Raw genomic sequence first — 18,733 nt, forward strand, 5'->3', positions numbered from 1 at the left:
CTCGGCGGTGTCGTTCATGGTCACGGCCAGGGTCCGCCCGCGCTTACCAGCTGAAGCTCTTCGCGCCTTCGGCGTCGATCAGCTTCACGTCGACCGGCACCGCCGCCGGCACGTTGGCGCCCCACTTCCTCGCGAGCGCGATGCCGATGGCCAGGCGGATCTGGTCGCGCGGGTACTGCGCGGTGGTGGCGATGAACTTCGAGCCCGGCTTCTGCATCGCCTTGATGGCCTCGGGCGCGCCGTCGACGCTGGTGAGCTTCACGTCCTTGCCGCTGGCCTCGATGGCCGCGAGCGCGCCCATCGAGCCGCCGTCGTTGACGCTGAACACGCCCTTGAGGTCCTTGTTGGCCTGCAGGATGTTCTCGGTCACGGTGAGCGCGGTGGCGCGCTCCTGCTTGCCGTTCTGCGTGCTCACCACCTTGATGCCCGGGTACTTCGCGAGCGCCTCGCGGCAGCCCTTCACGCGCTCGAGGATCGGCACCACCGGAATGCCGTCGAGGATCGCCACGTCGCCCTTCTCGCCGATGGCCTTGGCCAGGTACTCGCAGGCCAGCCGGCCCGCGTCGGTGTTCTTCGAGCCGACGAAGGAGTCGACCGGGCCCTGCGCGTTGGCATCGACCGCCACCACCACCAGCCCGGCCTTCTTGGCCGAGCGCACCGCCGACTGCACGCCGGTGGAGTCGGTTGGATTCAGCAGCAGGATGTCGACCTTCTTCTGGATCATGTCCTCCACGTCGCCGATCTGTTTGGCCACGTCGTGGCGCGCGTCGGTCGCGACCACGCTGGCGCCGATGCTCGCGGCCGCTTCCTCGAGCGCCTGCTTCATGGTCACGAAGTAGGGGTTGTTGAGCTCCTGGAAGCTCATGCCGATGCGCAGCGGCTGCTTCGGTGCCTGGGCCTGCGCGGCGGCGGCGGCGCACAGCAGCGCGGCGAGGGTGGCGGTGGCGAGGATGTTCTTCTTCATGGCTGGTCTCCTTGGGTGATGACGGTTGAAACGACGCGGGCAAGGCTTCGCCCCGCGCGGTGCCCGAACGGGCCCGCGCCGATGGCGATGCGGGAAACGGGGAAGGGTCGCCTACGGCGGGCTGGCGCCGCGCAGGTGCGCGGCCTGCGCCGCCTGCATGCGGTGGAAGTTGCGGAACTTGGTCGGCGGCATGCGCTTGTGCAGCAGGAACTGCCGGTTGAAGTTCGACACGTTGTTGAAGCCCACGTCCATGCAGACGTCGAGCACCGGCTTCTCGCTGGTGGTCAGCAGCTCGCAGGCGCGGCTGATGCGCAGCCGGTTCACGTAGCGCACGAAGGACTGGCCGGTGTGCTTGCGGAAGGCGCGCGAAAAGGCGCTCGGGCTCTGGCCCACGAGTTCGGCCAGCATCGGTTCGCGCAGCTCGTCGCCGAGGTTGGCGGCGATGTGGGCCAGCACGTTGTTGATGGCGTGCGACATGAAGGCCTTGGGGTCGGGCTTGAAGGCCGGGCTCGCGAGCCGCTGGCGGTCCTGGCTCGCGGCCAGCAGCTCGAGCAGCGACAGCAGCAGGATCACGCGGCGCAGCCCGCGCGCCTCGAGCAGCGCCTCCATCAGCGGCTTGGCGGCCGCCGCGGTCTCGGCCGAGAACAGCAGGCCCGCGCCCGACTCGGCGATCAGCGGCGCGATGCGCGCGAACTCGGGGAAGCTCGCGGCCATGTTGCGAACCAGGCCGGCCGGGAACTGGATCACGATGCCGCGCCGCTCCACGCTTTGGCCCGCGGGCACGTCGCTGATCCAGTTGTGCGGCAGGTCGGGGCCCATCATCACGAGGTTGCCGGGCTCGAAGTGGCCGACGTGGTCGCCCACGAAGTACACGCCCTGGGTCTCGACGATGAGCTGGATCTCGTACTCCGGATGGAAGTGCCAGCGCACGGTGCGGTAGGGGTAGCCGTGGGCCCAGCAGGCGAAGGATTCGTCACCGCGGACTTCGACGATTTCCAGATCGGGTTGCATGGCGCTCGTTGTTCCTCGGGCAGTGTTCGGTTGGGGGTGCGTGACAGCGTGGGGCGGACTGTACGAACCGCTCCCGATGCCAACAACCAGAGATGGCGGCCCGAATCGATACTTTTTTGATGCCGGATGCGGGCCGCGCGGCGTGCTTCGCGGGCCGCGCTGCGGCGCAGCAAAGGGCTTTCTCCCCGAGGGAAGCGGCCGCCGCCGATCGATATTGCTGCGCTGCGGAAGAGCGGGCGTGGCGGCGCCGTGCCAGCGTCAAGAATTCATAGGTGTTTTCCCGCCCCGACGCCGCCCGGAACCCGCGCGACGGCACGCGGCACACTCGCAGGCCATGACGACATCCTCCGCTTCCTCTCCCGCTGCCGGCCCGCTCGCCGGCCTCAAGGTCATCGAGCTCGGCCAATTGATCGCCGGCCCCTTCGCGGCCCGCACGCTGGCCGACTTCGGCGCCGAGGTGGTCAAGATCGAGCCGCCCGGCGCGGGCGATCCGCTGCGCAGCTGGCGGCTGATGAAGGACGGCACCTCGGTCTGGTGGCAGGTGCAGTCGCGCAACAAGCGCTCGCTGGCGCTCGACCTGCGCGAGGCCGAGGCGCAGGCCATCGTGCGCCAGCTCGCGGCCGAGGCCGACGTGCTGATCGAGAACTTCCGCCCCGGCGCGATGGAAGGCTGGGGCCTGGGGCCCGACGCGCTGCTCGCCGCCAATCCCGCGCTCGTGATGCTGCGCATCAGCGGCTATGGCCAGACCGGGCCCTACCGCGACCGGCCGGGCTTCGGCGTGGTGGCCGAGGCCATGGGCGGCCTGCGCCACCTCACGGGCGAGCCGGGCCGGGTGCCGGTGCGCGTGGGCGTGTCGATCGGCGACACACTGGCCTCGCTGCATGGCGTGGTCGGCGTGCTGATGGCGCTGCAGCACCGCCACGCGACCGTGAGCGCCGAGCATCCAAAGGGGCTGGGCCAGGTGGTCGACGTGGCGCTCTACGAGGCCGTCTTCAACTGCATGGAGAGCCTGCTGCCCGAGTACGGCGCCTTCGGCGCGGTGCGCGAGGCCGCGGGCAGCGCGCTGCCGGGCATCGCACCGACCAATGCCTACCGCTGCGCCGACGGCGGCTATGCCATCGTCGCGGGCAACGGCGACAGCATCTTCCGCCGGCTCATGGGCTGCATCGGCCGGCCCGATCTCGCGGCCGATCCCGCGCTGGCGAACAACGCCGGCCGCGTGGCTCGGGTGGAAGTGCTCGATGCCGCCATCGGCGACTGGACCGCCAGCCGCACCGTCGACGAGGTGCTGGCCGCGCTCGATGCCGCGCACGTGCCGGCCGGGCGCATCTACACCATCGCCGACATCGCGGCCGACCCGCACTACGCGGCGCGCGGCATGCTGCAGCGGCTGCGCATGGACGACGGCAGCGAGCTGTCGGTGCCGGGCTTCGTGCCCAAGCTCTCGCGCACGCCGGCCGCGCACCGGCTCAACGCGCCCGCGCTGGGCGCGGACACCGACGCGGTGCTCGAGGAGATCGGATTGACCGCCGGCCAGATCGCGGCGCTGCGCGAGCGCGGGATCATCGGCGGGGCGGGGTGATTCGACTCAGGGAGGCACGATAAAGAACCGTTCACGCTGAGCTTGTCGAAGCGCCGCGCGGGGCAGGCTCAGCCTGAACGGTTGTTGGGCGCTCAGCCGCGCAGCGACTCGATCAGCGCGATGTACTGTTCCTTCGCCTCGTCGCCGCTCAGGCCCTTGCGCGAGGTCCAAGCGTCCCACTTGGCGCGCGCGACGATGTCGCTGAAGCTGGGCTTCTTGGCCGTGTTGTCGCCCTCGGTCGCCTGCTTGAACAGGCCGTAGATCTTCAGCAGCGTGGGGTTGTCGGGGCGCTCGGCCAGCAGCTTGGAATTGGCCTGGGCGGTCTGGAAGCGTTCGTCGAGGTCGGACATGGCGGGGGGGGCGGAAGTGGGTGGAAAGAATCGGTCATCTTACTGACCCGACAGTCACCCTCGTTCGAGCCCGCGCCGCGTGAGGGGACTCAGGTCGTGGTCTGCACGTGCAGCCGGCTCGACTTGGAACGGTGCAGCGCAAGGTAGTGCTCGAGCGGCCGGCCGTTGAGCCCGTAGGCGATCGACTCGATGCGCAGCAGCGGCTCGGGCGCGGACAGGTTCAGCAGCTCGCAGGTCTGGGCGTCGGGCAGCACCGCATCGATCCAGCGCTCGGCGCGCACCGGGCGCAGGCCGTACTGGCGGCGCAGCACGTCGTAGAGCGAGCGGTCCTCGAGCCGGATGCGGTGCAGGCCCGGCGCCATGTCGGCCGGCACCACGGTCTCGACCAAGAGGCGCAGCTCGCCGTCCACGCTGCGCAGGCGCTTGAGCGCGACCACCTGCGTGTCCTCGGTCAGGCCGAGCGCGCCGGCCTCCAGCGCGGTGGGCAGGCGCAGCTCCTGGGTCAGGATCTGGGTGCGCACCGAGCGGCCCTTGCGCTCCATCTCGTCGGAGAAGCCCAGCACGGTGGAAACGAAATCATCGTCGCGCTCGCGCGATGCGACGAAGGCGCCGCGGCCCTTGATCTTGTAGATGAGGCCGTTGCGCACCAGATCGGCCAGCGCCTCGCGCACCACGATGCGCGAGATGCCGTACTGGTCGCCGAGCTCGGCCTCGGACGGCAGCTTGGCGCCGATCGGCAGTTCGCCCTGGAGGATCTGCCGGCGGAGCAGGTCACGGAACTGGGCCCACAGGGGCGATTCGGAATTCCGGTCGAGGGCGGGCGCGGTCAAGGTCGGGCTGTTCACGTGAGGATGGGCTTGGAGGCCATCAATGATGCATCCAAAGCGGAGTCCGTTGCCGGGGCGGTGGTCTGCAGGCGCACGCCGTGGCGTTCGCGCAGCGCGGTGGCACAGGCATGGAGCTCCTCGCGCTGGCGCTGCGCGTCCCAGCCCAGGGCCTCGGCCGCGATGCCGGCGATCTCGGCCAGCGCGGCATCGGTGACCTGGCCGCGGATCGCCAGCAGGGTGCGGCGCACCACCAGGTCCGACAGGTGGATCACGCCGGTCTCGAGGCACAGGTAGCCGATCTCGGCCACCGAGTAGTCGGGCGCATGCAGCAACGGCACGTCGCCCGAGGCCGCGAGCCGCTGCGCCAGCGGCAGCGCCTTGGCGCCGTAGCGCGCGAACAGCGCCTGGGCGCGGCGGCGGTTCGCGCCGGTGGCCATCAGGCGCTCGAGCAGCCGCTCGGTGGCGGCCGCGTCGGCCGGGAACTCGGCACCGCCGCCGATCGGCAGCATGTCGGTGGAGGCGGTGCGCGCGCGGCCGAGGTGGCGCAGCACCGCGTCGGTGGCCTCCTCGGCCAGCGCGCGGAAGGTGGTCCACTTGCCGCCCACCAGGCAGACGATCGGGATGTCGCGCGTGGCGTTCGGCGGATCGATGGCCACCGAGTGGTCGCGCGAGATCTGGCCCGGCTTGTCGGCATCGGAGCGCGCCAGCGGCCGCACGCCGACATAGGTGTAGACCACGTCGGCCGGGTCGAAGGCGAGGTTCGGGAACACCTCGCGCAGCACCTCGAGCAGGTAGTCGACCTCCTCGGGCTCGGTGGCGATCTGGTCGGGGTCTTCCACCGGGATGTCGGTCGAGCCGACCAGCACGCGGTCGAGGAAGGGATAGACGATGCACACGCGCCCGTCCATCGCCTCGAAGTAGGCCATGCGGCCGTCGAGCGCATCGCGCAGCGCGGGATGGTCGAGCACCAGGTGCGAGCCCTTGGTGCCCATCACGCGCGGGCCGCTGCCGCCGAGCACCGCGGTGCTGCGGTCGAGCCAGGCGCCGCTGGCGTTGACCACCGTGTCGGCCGTCACGCGCACCAGCTCGCCCGTGATCTCGTCGCGCAGGGTGAGGATGTTGCCGGCGCAGCCCATCACGCGGCAGTGGTTCACCGCGGTGGAGCGCGGCTGGTCGCGGCAGGCATCGGCGATCAGCTCGAGGATCAGCCATTCGGGATGGCTGATCCAGGCGTCGAAGAAGGTGGCGGTCCAGCGGATCGCCGCGCGGAACAGCTGGCGGTCGCGCGGCGGCACGCGGTCGATGCGGTGGCCCGGCATCACGCGCTGGCGCCGGCCCAGCAGGTCGTACAGGCGCAGCCCCAGCGCCACCGCGAGCAGGCCGCGCGTGCGCGGCGAGGCCGGCCGGCCGAGGAAGCGCAGCGCGCTGCCGAGCATGCCGCCGAACAGGCTCGCGAGCGGCACCACGGTCTTCAGCGGCTTCACCAGGTGCGGCGCGTTGCGCAGCAGCAGGTTGCGCTCGCGCGTGGCCTCGGCCACCAGCGAGAAGCTGCCGTTCTCGAGGTAGCGCAGGCCGCCGTGGATCATGCGTGAGGGCGCGCTGCTGGCGCCGGCGCCGAAGTCGCCCTTGTCGACGATCAGGCAATCCACGCGCTGCAGCGAGAGGTCGCGGAACACGCCCACGCCGTTGATGCCGGCGCCGACGATGACGGTGGAGAAATGGCGTCCGGCGAGCGAGGCGGGACGGGTGAAGGGCAGTTGCCAGGCGCTCATCGTGCGGAATCCGGCATGCGGGTGGTGCCGGTGGTCAGGGTGAAGGCCGGTGCGAGGCTGTCGAGCAGCGCATCGAAGCCGGCCAGGAAATCGGCGCAGGCCGGGATGTCGCCCGCTTCGGGCGCGAGGGTCTCGCAGGGCGCGAGCAGGTGGGCGTTGGCGGGCGCGTCGAGGTCGAGGCCCTGCGAGATGGCGGCATAGAGCGCCGCGCCGCGCGCGCCGGTCTCGTCGTCGCCGCAGCGCGCGACCGGCCGGCCGAGGAAACCGGCCAGCAGCCGTGCCAGCCGCGCATCGCGCGCGCCGCCGCCGAGCATGGTGAGCGCTTCGGGCAGCAGGCCGTGGGCCGCGAGCCGTCCCAGGTGGCGCGCATGCAGCGCCACCACCGCGTCGACCACCGCGCGCGCCATGTCGGCGCGGCCATGGTGGCTGCGCAGGCCGACGAAGCCTGCGCTCGCGCCCGGCGGCGCGCTGCCGCCGTTGACGAAGGGCAGGAAGCGCACGCCATGCGCGCCCAGCGGCGAGCCCATGGCGGCATCGATCACGGCCTGCTCGCTGCCGAAGCCCAGCGCCTCGGCGGCCCAGGCGATGTTGGCCATCGACGAGGGGCTGTTCTCCATGTAGAGCCGGCGGTCTGTCGGCCCGAAGTTCACCACCCCGGCCACCGGCGGCTTGGGCGTGCCCGCGGGCGTGGCCGCTCCGATCGCCGCGTTCACGCTCCAGGTGCCGAACACCGCCACCGCATGGCCGCGCGCCTCGGCGCGGATCGCGGTCATCGAGGCCAGCAGGTCGATCGCGCCCATGGCCACCGGCACGCCCGCGGGCAGGCCGCAGGCCGCGGCCTGCGCCGGCAGCAGCCGGCCGTACACCTCGCCGCTGGGCACGATGCGCCCGAGCATGCGCGGCGACAGGTCCGACAGGCCCGCGGCGTCGAAGGCCTGCTGCGACCAGCGGCCGCTGGCCAGGGTCACCAGCCCGGCGGTGCTCGCATCGCTGAGGTCGGTGGCGGTCTCGCCGGTCAGGAGAAAGCCCAGGTAGTCCTTCGCGAACAGCAGGCGCTGCAGTTCGCCGCGCTGCACCGCGTCGTGGCCGAACAGCTCGGCCGCGATCAGCGTCGGCTGCCCGGGCCAGGGCCCGCAGCCCACGTCGTCGAACAGCGCCGCGCCGTGGCTGCGCGCAAGCTTCAGTGCACGCGCGGTGGCGCGCTGGTCGGTGGAGGCGACCGCGCTGCCGCCGACCAGGCGGCCCGCGCCATCGAGCGCATAGAGGCCGGCGCCGTGGCCGGTGCAGCCGATGGCGCGCACCGCGGCGGCCAGCGGGCCGAGCTGGCCCGCGATGGCGCCGAGCACGCGGCCCAGCGCCGCATGGATCGCCGCCTCGGCCACCTCGCAGCCGCCGCCGGGGCGCCGGTCGTGCGGTAGCGCGGCGCGCGCCAGCGCCATCGTGCGGCCGCTGTCGGCATCGAGCGCGAGCGCCTTCAGGCTGCTCGACCCCATGTCTATACCCAGGTAGATGTTCGTCGTCATGTCATAACAGCTTCGGGCAATTTGGTTCAGATCGCAGTAGCGTTTCCCCTAGTATTCCAGCCAAAACGAGCCGCATACATTCTGACCTGTCATGACAACAAGCATGACGACTAGAGATCCAAAGCCACCCGCCAAGGCGGCCCATCTGCCAGGTCAGAGCAACACGAGGAGACAGAAGTGAGAAGAGATTTCCTGAAGTCCGCGGCGGCCGCCGCAGCCACCACCGGCCTGGGCCTGGCCGGCTCCAGCGCCTTCGCCCAGCAACCTGCCGCACCGGCGGCCACCGGCCTGCGCGGCAACGCGAGCGACGTCTACGTGATGAACGTGATGGTCTCGGGCGTCGAGTACTGGTTTCCGGTCTACGAAATGATGAAACAGCTGGGCCGCACGCTGGGCGTGCGCACCCGCTACACCGGCACGCCCGAGTACGACGTGAACAAGCAACTCGCGTCCTTCGAGCAGGAACTCGCGCGCAAGCCCGCGGGCATCCTGCTGCACCCGATGAACCCCGATCCGTTCATCGAGCCGATCAACCGCGCTGTGGCGGCGGGCATCCCGGTCGTGACCTTCGCGGCCGACTCGCCGAACTCCAAGCGCGCCTCGTTCGTCACCTCCGACAACGACCGCGAGGGCACGCAGGCGGCCGACGCGATCGCCGCCGCGCTCGGCGGCAAGGGCGAGTACGCGGTGCTCGAGAACCCGGGCCAGGACAACCACGACCGCCGCATCGCCGCCTTCATCAACCGCATGAAGTCCAAGCACCCGGGCATGAAGCTCGCGGGCCGCGCGGCCAGCAACCAGGACCCGAGCAAGGCCTACCAGGCGGTGCTGAGCCTCGCGCAGGCCAACCCGAACCTGGGCGCGCTGTTCATGCCCGAGGCCAACTCGGCGCTGGGCGCGGCGCAGGCCAAGATCGAGACCAAGAAGAACATCCGCGTGATGTGCTGCGACGTCAACGCCAAGATCCTCGACATGATCAAGGCCGGCGACGTGTTCGGCGCCATCAATCCCAACCAGGGCATGCAGGGCTACATGGGGATGATGATGCTGTTCCTGGCCAAGAACCCGCAGCTCATCGACCCGATGAACGACGCCAAGCGCAACGGCACCAACCCGATGTCGGTGCCCTTCCTCGACAACGGCCTGTCGGTGGTGAGCAAGGCCAACGCCGACGACTTCTACTGGGACAAGTACCTGGCGCGCCGCGGCACCAAGGGAATCGGCGAGTGAGCGACGACCCGAAGCCGCTGCTCTCGCTGCGCGGCATCAGCAAGCGCTTCGGCGCCTCGCGCGCGCTCGCGGGCGTGGACTTCTCGCTGCGCGCCGGCGAGATCCACGCCCTGTGCGGCGAGAACGGCGCCGGCAAGTCGACGCTGATGAACATCATCGACGGCATCCACCAGCCCGACGAGGGCACGATCGCGCTCGACGGCCGCGAGGTGCGCATCGACGGCCCGGCCCACGCCATGCGGCTGGGCATCGGCCTGGTGCACCAGGAGATCGCGCTGTGCGGCGACGCCACCGTCGCCGAGAACATCTTCATGCCCGAGATCAACGCGGGCGGCCGCGCCCTCATGGACTACGGCGGCCTCAACGCGCGCGCCGCGAAGGTGCTGCGCCGGCTCGGCCAGGACATCGACCCGGCCGCGCGCGTGGACGAGCTCGGCATCTCGAGCCAGCAACTGGTGGAGATCGCCAAGGCGCTCACGCTCGACTGCAAGGTGCTGATCCTCGACGAGCCCACGGCCGCGCTCACCGAGCTCGAGTCGGCCGCGCTGTTCCGCGTGCTGCACGACCTCAAGGCGCAGGGCATCGGCATCATCTACATCAGCCACCGCATGGCCGAGATCTTCGCCAACTGCGACCGCGCCACCGTGCTGCGCGACGGGCGCAACGTGCACTGCGGCGCGCTCGCGGGCACCACGCCCGACGAGCTGGTGCGCCGCATGGTGGGCCGCGACCTCGGCAACTACTACCCGCCGCGCGCCACGCTGCCCGAGGCGCCCGAGACGCTGCTGCAGGTCGACGACATCGCCGACGGCGAGCGCGTGCAGGGCATCTCCTTCGCGCTCCGGCGCGGCGAGATCCTCGGCATCGCGGGCCTCATGGGCGCCGGGCGCAGCGAGCTCGCCGAAACCGTGTGCGGGCTGCGGCCCGCGCGGCGCGGCAGCGTGCGGCTCGGCGGCAAGACGCTCGCGATCCGCAAATACGCCGACGCGCTGCGCCACGGCATCGCCTACCTCAGCGAAGACCGCAAGGCCGCGGGCGTGTTCCTCGACCTGCCGATCGCGCAGAACGTCTGCGCGATGGCGCTGCGTCGCGTGAGCTCGCGCTTCGGCCTGATGGAACGCGCGGCCGAGCGCAAGCTGGCGCAGGACCTCGGCGCGCAGCTCAACCTCAAGTCCGACGGCGTGGCGATCGAGGTCGCGAGCCTGTCGGGCGGCAACCAGCAGAAGGTGGCGATCGCCAAGCTGCTGGCCACGAAGCCGTCGGTGCTGCTGATGGACGAGCCCACGCGCGGCGTCGACGTGGGCGCGAAATCCGAGATCCACCACATCCTGCGCGCGCTCGCGAACCAGGGCGTGGGGGTGATCGTGATCTCATCGGAACTGCCGGAAATCATCGGCCTGTGCGACCGCGCGCTGGTGATCCGCGAAGGCCGGCTGGCCGGCGAGCTCGGCACGGCCGAGATGACGGAAGAGGGCCTGCTGCGGCTGGCCTCGGGACTGGGCGAACAGGAGATGCAGTGAGCTACCAATTCAGAATAGACGGCACCAATCCCGCGAGCAGCGCCGGCACCGGCACGGCCGCGGGGGCCAAAGGAGACGCCGTGAACCTACCCTTTCGACTCGGCAGCATGCGCGAGGCCGGCCTGCTGCTGATCATCGCGGTGCTGTGCGTGGGCATGAGCTTCGCGTCGCCGTACTTCCTCACCTGGGAGAACGTCCGCGCGATGCTGTTGTCGTTCTCGATCGAGGGCATCGTGGTGGTCGGCATGACCATCCTGCTGATCGTGGGCGGCATCGACCTCTCGGTGGGCTCGGTGGTGTGCCTCGCGATGGTGATCACCGGCAAGCTGTTCCTCATGGGCGTCGACCCCTGGCTCGCGAGCGCGGTGGCGATCGGCGCCAGCGCGATGATCGGCGCGATGATCGGCGGCTGCGTCACGCGCATCGGGCTGAACCACTTCATCGCCTCGCTGGCCTTCATGGTGATCGTGCGCGGGCTGTGCCTGGCCTTCACGCAGGGCACGCCGCAGTCGCTGTTCTCGCTGCCGGCCGAGTTCAAGTTCATCGGCCAGGGCACGCTGTTCGGCATCCCGGCCGTGATCCTGATCTTCGTCGCGATCGTCGCCATCAGCGACTTCGTGCTGCGCCGCGCCACGCTGCTGCGCAAGGTGTTCTACGTTGGCAGCAACGAGAAGGCCGCGCTCTATTCGGGCATCCGCGTGGGCCGCGTGAAGTTCTGGGTCACGGTGCTGTGCTCGGCCTCGGCCGGCCTGGCCGGCGTGATCTACACCGCGCGCTTCGGCGCCGCCACGCCCACCTTCGGCATGGGCATGGAACTCAACGTGATCGCCGCCGCCGTGATCGGCGGCGCCAGCCTCAAGGGCGGCTCGGGCACCGTGCTCGGCGCGGTGCTCGGCCTGGCGCTGCTGTCGGTGGTGACGAGTTCGCTGATCCTGCTCGACGTCTCGCCCTACTGGCAGGACGTGATCAAGGGACTGATCCTGCTCGTGGCCGTGACCATCGACCACCTGCTCAACGTGAGGAAGACCAAGAGATGAAGACGACGACGCTGGGACCGTCGGGCATACGCTGCTCGGCGATCGGCCTGGGAACCTGGGCCATGGGCGGATGGATGTGGGGTGGTGGCGACAACGCGGGCGCGACGCTGGCGATCCAGGCCTCGCTCGACGCGGGCGTGACGCTGATCGACACCGCGCCGGCCTACGGCCTGGGCCGCTCCGAGCGGCTGGTGGGCAGCGCGCTCAAGGGCCGGCGCCACGAGGCCGTGATCGCCACCAAGTGCGGCCTGGTGTGGCATACGCAGAAGGGCACGCACTTCTTCGAGGAGGACGGCCATCCCGTCTACCGCTACCTCGGCCGCGATGCGATCGCGTACGAACTGGAGCAGAGCCTCGCGAACCTGCAGACCGACTACATCGACCTCTACATCACGCACTGGCAGGACGCCACCACGCCGGTGGCCGAGACCATGGGCGCGCTGCTCGACCTGAAGAAGCAGGGCAAGATCCGCGCGATCGGCGTGAGCAACGTCGATGCCGCCACGCTCGCCGAGTACCTGCGCCACGGCCCGGTCGACGCGGCGCAGGAGCGCTACAGCCTGATCGACCGCGAGATCGAGGCCACGCTGGTGCCCCTGTGCAAGGCGCATGGCGTGGCAGTGATGGGCTATTCCTCGCTCGCGCTGGGCCTGCTCGCGGGGCCGATCGATCCCGCGCGCGCCTTCACGGGCGACGACCAGCGCGCGAGCAATCCGCGCTTCAGCGCCGACAACCGCGCGCGGCTCGCGGCCTTCTTCGCCGACCTCGAACCGTTGCGCGCCGCGCTGGGCTGCTCGTTCTCCGAAATGATGATCGCCTGGACGCTGGAGCACGGCGCCGTCTCGCTGTCGCTGTGCGGCGCGCGCAACCGGCAGCAGGCGATCCAGAACGCCGCGGCCGGCTCGGTCGAGCTCGGCGCCGACGCGCTGCTGCAGATCGATACCGCCGCGAAGCGGCACCTGGGCGCGCTGGCGTGATGTCCGGTCGCCGCCCACTCGACGGGCCGTTCACGCTGAGCTTGGCCAGCCCTGAGCTTGCCGAAGGGTCGAAGCGCCGCGCGAGGCTTCGACAGGCTCAGCCCGAACGGTCTTGCAGATAACGGACGCACAGCGTTCATCGTTTCTTACCCACCTTCAAGGAGTTCTTTCGTATGTCGAAAGGCAAAGAGGTCCGCATCGCCCGCCTGCTGAAGGCCGGCCGCGGCCTGGACATCGCGCTCGATCACGGCGTGTGCAACGAGCCCAGCTTCCTCGACGGGCTCGAGGACATGCCGGGCGTCATCGACCGCCTGGTGGCCGCGGCACCCGATGCGATCCAGCTCAACTACGGCCAGGCCGACCTGCTGCAGCTGCGCCCGGGCCATGAACGCCCGGCGCTGGTGATGCGGCTGGACATGGGCAATCCCTACAACGCCACGCGCCACCGCTCGATGTGGGCCGTGCTGCAGAACGAGCACGACCCCGTGCTGCCCGCGGTGCAGATGGACGCGGCCTGCGTGGTCGTCAACCTGTTCATGCTGCCCGACGAGCCCGAGCTGTTCCGCCAGTGCGTGCAGAACATCGCGCGCGTGCGCGCCGACTGCGACCGCTACGGCATGCCGCTGATGATCGAGCCGCTGGTGATGCAGGCGCACGGCGCGGGCCGCGGCGGCTACATGGTGGACGGCGACGCCGAGAAGATCGTGACCCTGGTGCGGCTCGCGCGCGAGATGGGCGCCGACATCGTCAAGGCCGACCCGACCAGCGACCCCGAGGACTTCCATCGCGTGGTGCAGGCCGCGCGCTGCCCGGTGCTGGTGCGCGGCGGCGGCCGCGAGGACCTGCAGCAGGTGTTCGCGCGCTCGCGCGTGCTGCTCGACCAGGGCGCGGTGGGCATGGTCTACGGCCGCAACGTCTACCAGCACGCCAACCCGTTTGCGGTGGTGAGCGCGCTGATGGCGATGATCCACGAGGGCGCCAGCGCGGAAGCGGCCTGGGCCCTCTACGAATCGGGCGGCGCGGCGCGAAGCCGATAGCCCGGCTTCGGCGCGGCTTTTCGCGCGGCTTCCGGCGAACAGGTTTTTTGTCACGGCAGGCGACGCCCGTCGCCCGCCGGGGTGCGCGCTGCGCGCGCATGTCGTGATTCGAGCCAGAGAAGAACGAGCCAGCAGATTCCCCTGCGAACTTCCAACAACACTTGGAGGCAACGATGAAGATCCGGTATTACGTGATGGCATTGATGGTGCCGTTCGTCACCCTGTTGACGCACGCGGCGATCACCGGGGTCAGTCCGATGACGACCCTCGGCAACATGGCGACCGCGGTGTCCGAGGCCGTCGCCGATCCGCTCCCGCTGCAGGGGCCGGGGCTGGGCAACCTCACCTACACCTCGGAGGAACTGTTCAAGCCGGTGTCGATGATCACCAGCCCGGCGCATCCGCTCGACCCCGCGCACAGCAGCGCCCACGAGTCGCGCGAGGTGCCCGCCACCTACCCGGGCCGCAAGGACTACGGCATGAACGCCGGCATCATGGTCAACGGCTATTTCCTCACGTCCTTCGCCCCCGACAGCGGCCTCGGCCCCGGCGGCTTCCTGCTGTACGACGTGTCGAACCCGCGCCAGCTCCGGCTCGTCAAGAAGATCTACGAGCCCGAGGGCCGCACCAGCGAGTTCCGCGAAACGCACTCCTTCGGCACCGCGCGGATCGGCGACAAGACCTACGTGGTGCTGCCCAGCATCAACGGCGTGGAGTTCTGGGACTTCACCGACGTCAACGACATCAAGCAGGTGAAGAAGCTGGCGCTGCCCGGCGTCAATGCCGGCGACTACGAGAACGTCGCCTGGCAGCTCTGGTGGCAGGCGCCCTACCTGTACGTGGCTTCGGCGGGCCGGGGCATGTTCATCGTCGATGCCGCCGACCCCGCGAACGCCGTGCTCGCCAACCGCGGCGCCGGCAAGGCCAACCCGGTGTCCACCGGCGAACTCGGCGGCTTTCGCATCGGCCCGATCTTCACGATGGGCAACCACATGGTGCTGACCGCGATGGAGAGCAACGGCGGCTTCGCGAGCCTCGACATCTCCGACCCGCTCAATCCCAAGGTGCTCGACGCCATCGTGGGCACCACGCCGTTCTACTACGCGACCTGCTTCGACGGCCGGAACCTGCATGTCTCCACGCGCAACAGCGGCGCGAAGATGTACAGCTACGACCTGATCGACCGCTCGAGATTCGTGGCCGAGGACAACCGCCTGGTCATCGACGAGCAGCTGTACTGCGCCACGCAGGACCACTACGTGATCCAGGGCGCGCAGACGCGCATCCACAAGGTCGACGTGAGCAATCCGCTCAATCACGTGGAGGTGGGCCGCGGCAGCATCCTGCGCGAGGACGATCCGAACTTCTCGCATTCGGACAACGGCCAGGTCGCGATGTTCGGCAACCTCGTGTTCGTGGGCAACGATCACGGCTCGGGCAGCGGATTCGTCGTGCACCAGGTCGACCCCGACACCACCCGGCCCGAGGTCAAGCAGGTCTCCCCCGCCAACGGCGCGAAGCAGCAGGCGCTGACCTCGCGCATCGGCCTGGGCATGACCGACAACATCCGGCCCGAGAGCGTCAACGCCAACACCTTCATCGTGCGCCCGGTGGGCGGCAACACGCTCGCGGGCACCTACAGCGTGCAGCTGGGCATCGTCAACTTCCATCCCACGCAGCCGCTGCAGCCGGGTACCAGCTACGAGGTGTTCCTGCCAGCCAATGGCGTGAAGGACTATGCGGGCAACGCCATCGGCGCCGACTTCAAGTCCACCTTCAACACCGGCAACGCGGCCGAGGTGGGCCTGAGCTACCACTGGGCGCTCAACGGCAAGCTCAGCGACCCGATCTCGAACAACGACGGCACGCCGGCATCCGGCGACGCCTTCGAGAGCATCGGCCTGAACTTCGCGAACCGCGCGGGCGGCGTGCAGCTCAAGAACGACGGCGTGGCCACCGTGCTGGGCGGCACCGCCTCGCTGAGCTTCTACATGAAGACCACGCAGAACGGCAGCGCCAACGCCTGGACCGCGCCCGGCATCTTCGGGCGCGACCAGTCGGGCGGCGCCGACGACGTGTTCTGGGGCTGGCTCGACAACACGGGCCGGCTCAACCTGTCGGTGGCCAATGCGGCCGCCAACAACCCGGGCACGCGCTCGAGCGCGCCGGTCAACGACGGCAACTGGCACCACGTGGTGCTCACGCGCGACGCCGGTTCGGGTGCGCAGACCATGTACATCGACGGCGCCAAGACCAGCTCGACCGGCCTCACCGGCGTGAAGGGCCTCGCGACCAAGTTCCAGTGGCTGGGCCAGATCCAGGGCAATGCCGACTTCTTCAAGGGCACGCTGGCCGATGTGCGGGTGTTCAACCGCGTGCTCGGCGACGCCGAGGTCGCGACCCTGCGCGGCCAGGCGATCATCGGCGACCCCGGCATCGGCGGCGGGCCGAAGGTGGTCAACGGCACGCTGAACTTCAACCCGGCCACGCTCGGCAGCGGCGGCGCGCAGTTCCGCTGGAACTTCGGCAACGGCACGGTCACGGCCTTCTCGAGCCAGGCCGGCTACAGCTACACCTACACGACGCCCGGCCACTACACCGTGACACTGACGGTGAAGGACAGCGCGGGCCGCGAGACCTACTACACCTACAACGTGACCATCATCGCGCCCGTCACCGCGAGCGCGCCGCGGCACACCGGCAACATCGCGGGCGATGCGAACCGGGTCTACGCGGTCAATCCCGACAGCGGCACGGTGGCGGCGATCGACGCCCAGAGCCTGGCCAAGCTGTGGGAGGTGTCGGTGGGCAGCGAGGCCAAGACGCTGGCGCTCGGGCCCGACGGCCGCGTCTGGGTCGCGGTGCAGGGCGAGGACAAGCTGGTCGCGCTCAACGCCGCCGACGGCAGCGTCTCGGTCACCGTGCCCTTCGACTACGGCAGCGGTCCCTACGGCGTGGTCTTCACGCCCGACGGCGCCAAGGGCCTGCTGACGCTGGAGAGCAAGTCGCGCCTCGTGAGCTTCAACCCGTCCACCGGCGCGGTCACGGCCACCTTGCCGCTCGACGGCACGGTGCGCGGCATCGCGGTCACGGGCGATGCGCAGATCGCCTACGTCACGCGCTTCAAGTCGAAGATGACCGGCGGCGAGCTCTACAAGGTCAACCTGGCCTCGATGAGCGCGCTGTCGACCATCGCGCTGCCGGTGGACACGACCACCGTCGACACCGAGGCCGGCGCGCGCGGCGTGGCCAACTACCTGAGCCAGGTCGTGATCTCGCCCGATGGCAAGCGCGCCATCCTGCCCTCGAAGAAGGACAACATCGTGCGCGGCCGCTTCCGTGACGGTCGCGACCTGGTGCACGACCAGACCGTGCGCTCGATCCTGTCGCAGGTCGACCTGCAGTCGGCGGCCCACGTGGCCGGCGAGCAGATCGACTTCGACGACCGCGCGCCGGCGCGCGCCGCGCTGTTCTCGCCCGCGGGCGACTACATCTTCGTGGCGCAGATGGAAGGCAACCGGGTGGCGATCGTCGATTCGTACACGCGCTCGGTGCGCGGCGAGATCGACACCAGCAGCGCGCCGCACGGCCTGTTCCTCGACGCCGCGCGCAAGCGCCTGTTCGTCAACAACTTCCTCGCGCGCTCGGTGTCGGTGCACGACGTGGCGGCGGTGCTGGCCTCGGAGAGCAACGCGGCGGTCTTCGTGCGCAACGTGCAGACCGTGGCGACCGAGCCGCTGGCCGCGGCCGCGCTGCGCGGCAAGCAGGTGTTCTACAACGCGGCCGACCGGCGCATGAGCAAGGACAACTACATCTCGTGCGCGAGCTGCCATGCCGATGGCGGCGACGACGGCATGGTGTGGGATTTCACCCAGCGCGGCGAGGGCCTGCGCCGCACCATCAGCCTGCAGGGGCGGCGCGGCACGAGCCATGGCCGGCTGCACTGGAGCGCCAACTTCGACGAGGTGCAGGACTTCGAGAACGACATCCGCAACGAGTTCGGCGGCACCGGCTTCCTGAGCAATGCCGACTACGCGGCCACCTCCAATCCGCTGGGCACGCCCAAGGCCGGACGCAACGCGCAGCTCGACGACCTCGCGGCCTACCTCTCGTCGCTCGACAAGTTCATGCGCAGCCCGGCGCGCGCGGCCGACGGCAACCTCAGCGTGGAGGCCGCGCGCGGCCAGACGGTGTTCAACACCGCGCAGTGCGCGACCTGCCACACCGGCGGCACCTTCCGCGACGGCCAGCGGCACGACGTGGGCACGATCCAGCTCTCGTCGGGCAAGGGCGGCAACCAGCCGCTGGCGGGCGTGGGCTTCGACACGCCGACGCTGTCGGGCACCTGGAGCGTGACCTCGTTCTTCCACAACGGCCAGGCCGCCTCGCTGCAGGCGGTGCTCGACAGCGGCCACGGCAACGCCAACGGCCTGCCGCCGGCCGACGTGGTGGCGCTGCGCGAGTACGTGCGCTCGCTCGACACCGCGCCGCCGCTGGTCGCGCGCATCCGCTCCGACGCCAGCACCCTGTGCGTGAACATCAAGGGCGTGTCGACCGCCAGCGGCGCCACCGCGGTGCAGTGGCCCTGCGGCAACGATGCCAACGAGAAGTTCACCGTGACCAGCAGCGGCGGCTACGTGCAGTTCGTGGCGCAGCACAGCGGCCTGTGCCTGGCGCAGAGCGGCAACGCGACCACCAATGCCGCCGTGGTGCAACTGGCCTGCACGGCCGGCAATGCGACGCAGTGGACGGTGGTCGGCTCGACCCTGCGCAACCGCGCCTCCGGCTCCTGCCTCGACGTCCCGAACGGATCCACCACGCAGGACACGGCGCTGATCACCTGGACCTGCAACGGCGGCAACAACCAGAACTGGACCCAGCTGCCCTGAGCGGCGCGGTCGAA

Annotated in this window: 13 protein-coding genes; 7 read left to right on the forward strand and 6 right to left on the reverse strand. The window is 70.1% G+C overall.

From position 1 onward, the window contains the following. Positions 1 to 43: 43 nt before the first annotated feature. Both ACHMXE_RS13840 and ACHMXE_RS13845 read right to left on the reverse strand, forming a co-directional pair. A complete protein-coding gene (locus ACHMXE_RS13840) occupies positions 44 to 964 on the reverse strand; it encodes an ABC transporter substrate-binding protein (protein ID WP_395349775.1) in 921 nt (306 codons plus the stop codon). 111 nt (positions 965 to 1,075) lie between these two features. Continuing rightward, positions 1,076 to 1,975 (reverse strand): helix-turn-helix domain-containing protein, encoded by a 900-nt coding sequence (locus tag ACHMXE_RS13845; RefSeq protein WP_395349776.1) that lies wholly within the window; start codon positions 1,973 to 1,975, stop codon positions 1,076 to 1,078. Positions 1,976 to 2,309: 334 nt separating this feature from the next. On the opposite strand from ACHMXE_RS13845, the gene ACHMXE_RS13850 reads away from it, so the two are divergent. Continuing rightward, positions 2,310 to 3,557, forward strand: a complete 1,248-nt coding sequence (locus ACHMXE_RS13850; RefSeq protein WP_395349777.1) for a CaiB/BaiF CoA transferase family protein — start codon at positions 2,310 to 2,312, stop codon at positions 3,555 to 3,557. 92 nt (positions 3,558 to 3,649) lie between these two features. Here ACHMXE_RS13850 and ACHMXE_RS13855 read toward each other — a convergent pair whose 3' ends face one another. The 4 genes from ACHMXE_RS13855 to ACHMXE_RS13870 all read right to left on the reverse strand — a co-directional run bounded on the left by ACHMXE_RS13855 (position 3,650) and on the right by ACHMXE_RS13870 (position 8,029). Next, a complete protein-coding gene (locus ACHMXE_RS13855) occupies positions 3,650 to 3,907 on the reverse strand; it encodes an acyl-CoA-binding protein (protein ID WP_057592544.1) in 258 nt (85 codons plus the stop codon). Positions 3,908 to 3,996: 89 nt separating this feature from the next. Beyond that, positions 3,997 to 4,752: a GntR family transcriptional regulator gene (locus ACHMXE_RS13860; RefSeq protein WP_203203169.1), complete on the reverse strand. Its 756-nt coding sequence runs from the start codon at positions 4,750 to 4,752 to the stop codon at positions 3,997 to 3,999. Continuing rightward, positions 4,749 to 6,506, reverse strand: a complete 1,758-nt coding sequence (locus ACHMXE_RS13865) for a glycerol-3-phosphate dehydrogenase/oxidase (RefSeq protein ID WP_209542941.1) — start codon at positions 6,504 to 6,506, stop codon at positions 4,749 to 4,751. Before ACHMXE_RS13865 ends, ACHMXE_RS13860 begins: the two co-directional genes overlap by 4 nt. Continuing rightward, complete coding sequence (locus ACHMXE_RS13870) at positions 6,503 to 8,029, reverse strand: FGGY family carbohydrate kinase (protein WP_395349779.1); 1,527 nt, start codon at positions 8,027 to 8,029, stop codon at positions 6,503 to 6,505. Before ACHMXE_RS13870 ends, ACHMXE_RS13865 begins: the two co-directional genes overlap by 4 nt. A gap of 177 nt (positions 8,030 to 8,206) precedes the next feature. Here ACHMXE_RS13870 and ACHMXE_RS13875 point away from each other — a divergent pair, with 177 nt between their 5' ends. The 6 genes from ACHMXE_RS13875 to ACHMXE_RS13900 all read left to right on the forward strand — a co-directional run bounded on the left by ACHMXE_RS13875 (position 8,207) and on the right by ACHMXE_RS13900 (position 18,719). Further along, positions 8,207 to 9,259 carry a substrate-binding domain-containing protein gene (locus ACHMXE_RS13875; RefSeq protein ID WP_203203166.1) on the forward strand — a complete coding sequence of 351 codons (1,053 nt, stop codon included), beginning with the start codon at positions 8,207 to 8,209 and terminating at the stop codon, positions 9,257 to 9,259. Then, entirely contained in the window at positions 9,256 to 10,779 is a 1,524-nt protein-coding gene (locus tag ACHMXE_RS13880; protein WP_281080941.1) for a sugar ABC transporter ATP-binding protein, read from the forward strand. Before ACHMXE_RS13875 ends, ACHMXE_RS13880 begins: the two co-directional genes overlap by 4 nt. Positions 10,780 to 10,886: 107 nt before the next feature. Then, positions 10,887 to 11,816 carry an ABC transporter permease gene (locus tag ACHMXE_RS13885; RefSeq protein ID WP_203206372.1) on the forward strand — a complete coding sequence of 310 codons (930 nt, stop codon included), beginning with the start codon at positions 10,887 to 10,889 and terminating at the stop codon, positions 11,814 to 11,816. Beyond that, positions 11,813 to 12,793: an aldo/keto reductase gene (locus tag ACHMXE_RS13890; protein ID WP_395349780.1), complete on the forward strand. Its 981-nt coding sequence runs from the start codon at positions 11,813 to 11,815 to the stop codon at positions 12,791 to 12,793. The genes ACHMXE_RS13885 and ACHMXE_RS13890 overlap by 4 nt, the downstream gene beginning before the upstream one ends. A 173-nt stretch (positions 12,794 to 12,966) precedes the next feature. Then, complete coding sequence (locus ACHMXE_RS13895; RefSeq protein ID WP_203203164.1) at positions 12,967 to 13,830, forward strand: class I fructose-bisphosphate aldolase; 864 nt, start codon at positions 12,967 to 12,969, stop codon at positions 13,828 to 13,830. Between the two features lie 173 nt (positions 13,831 to 14,003). After that, entirely contained in the window at positions 14,004 to 18,719 is a 4,716-nt protein-coding gene (locus ACHMXE_RS13900; RefSeq protein WP_395349781.1) for an RICIN domain-containing protein, read from the forward strand. Positions 18,720 to 18,733 lie beyond the last annotated feature (14 nt).

The sequence above is a fragment of the Variovorax sp. UC122_21 genome, assembly GCF_044056785.1.
Lineage (GTDB): Bacteria > Pseudomonadota > Gammaproteobacteria > Burkholderiales > Burkholderiaceae_C > Variovorax.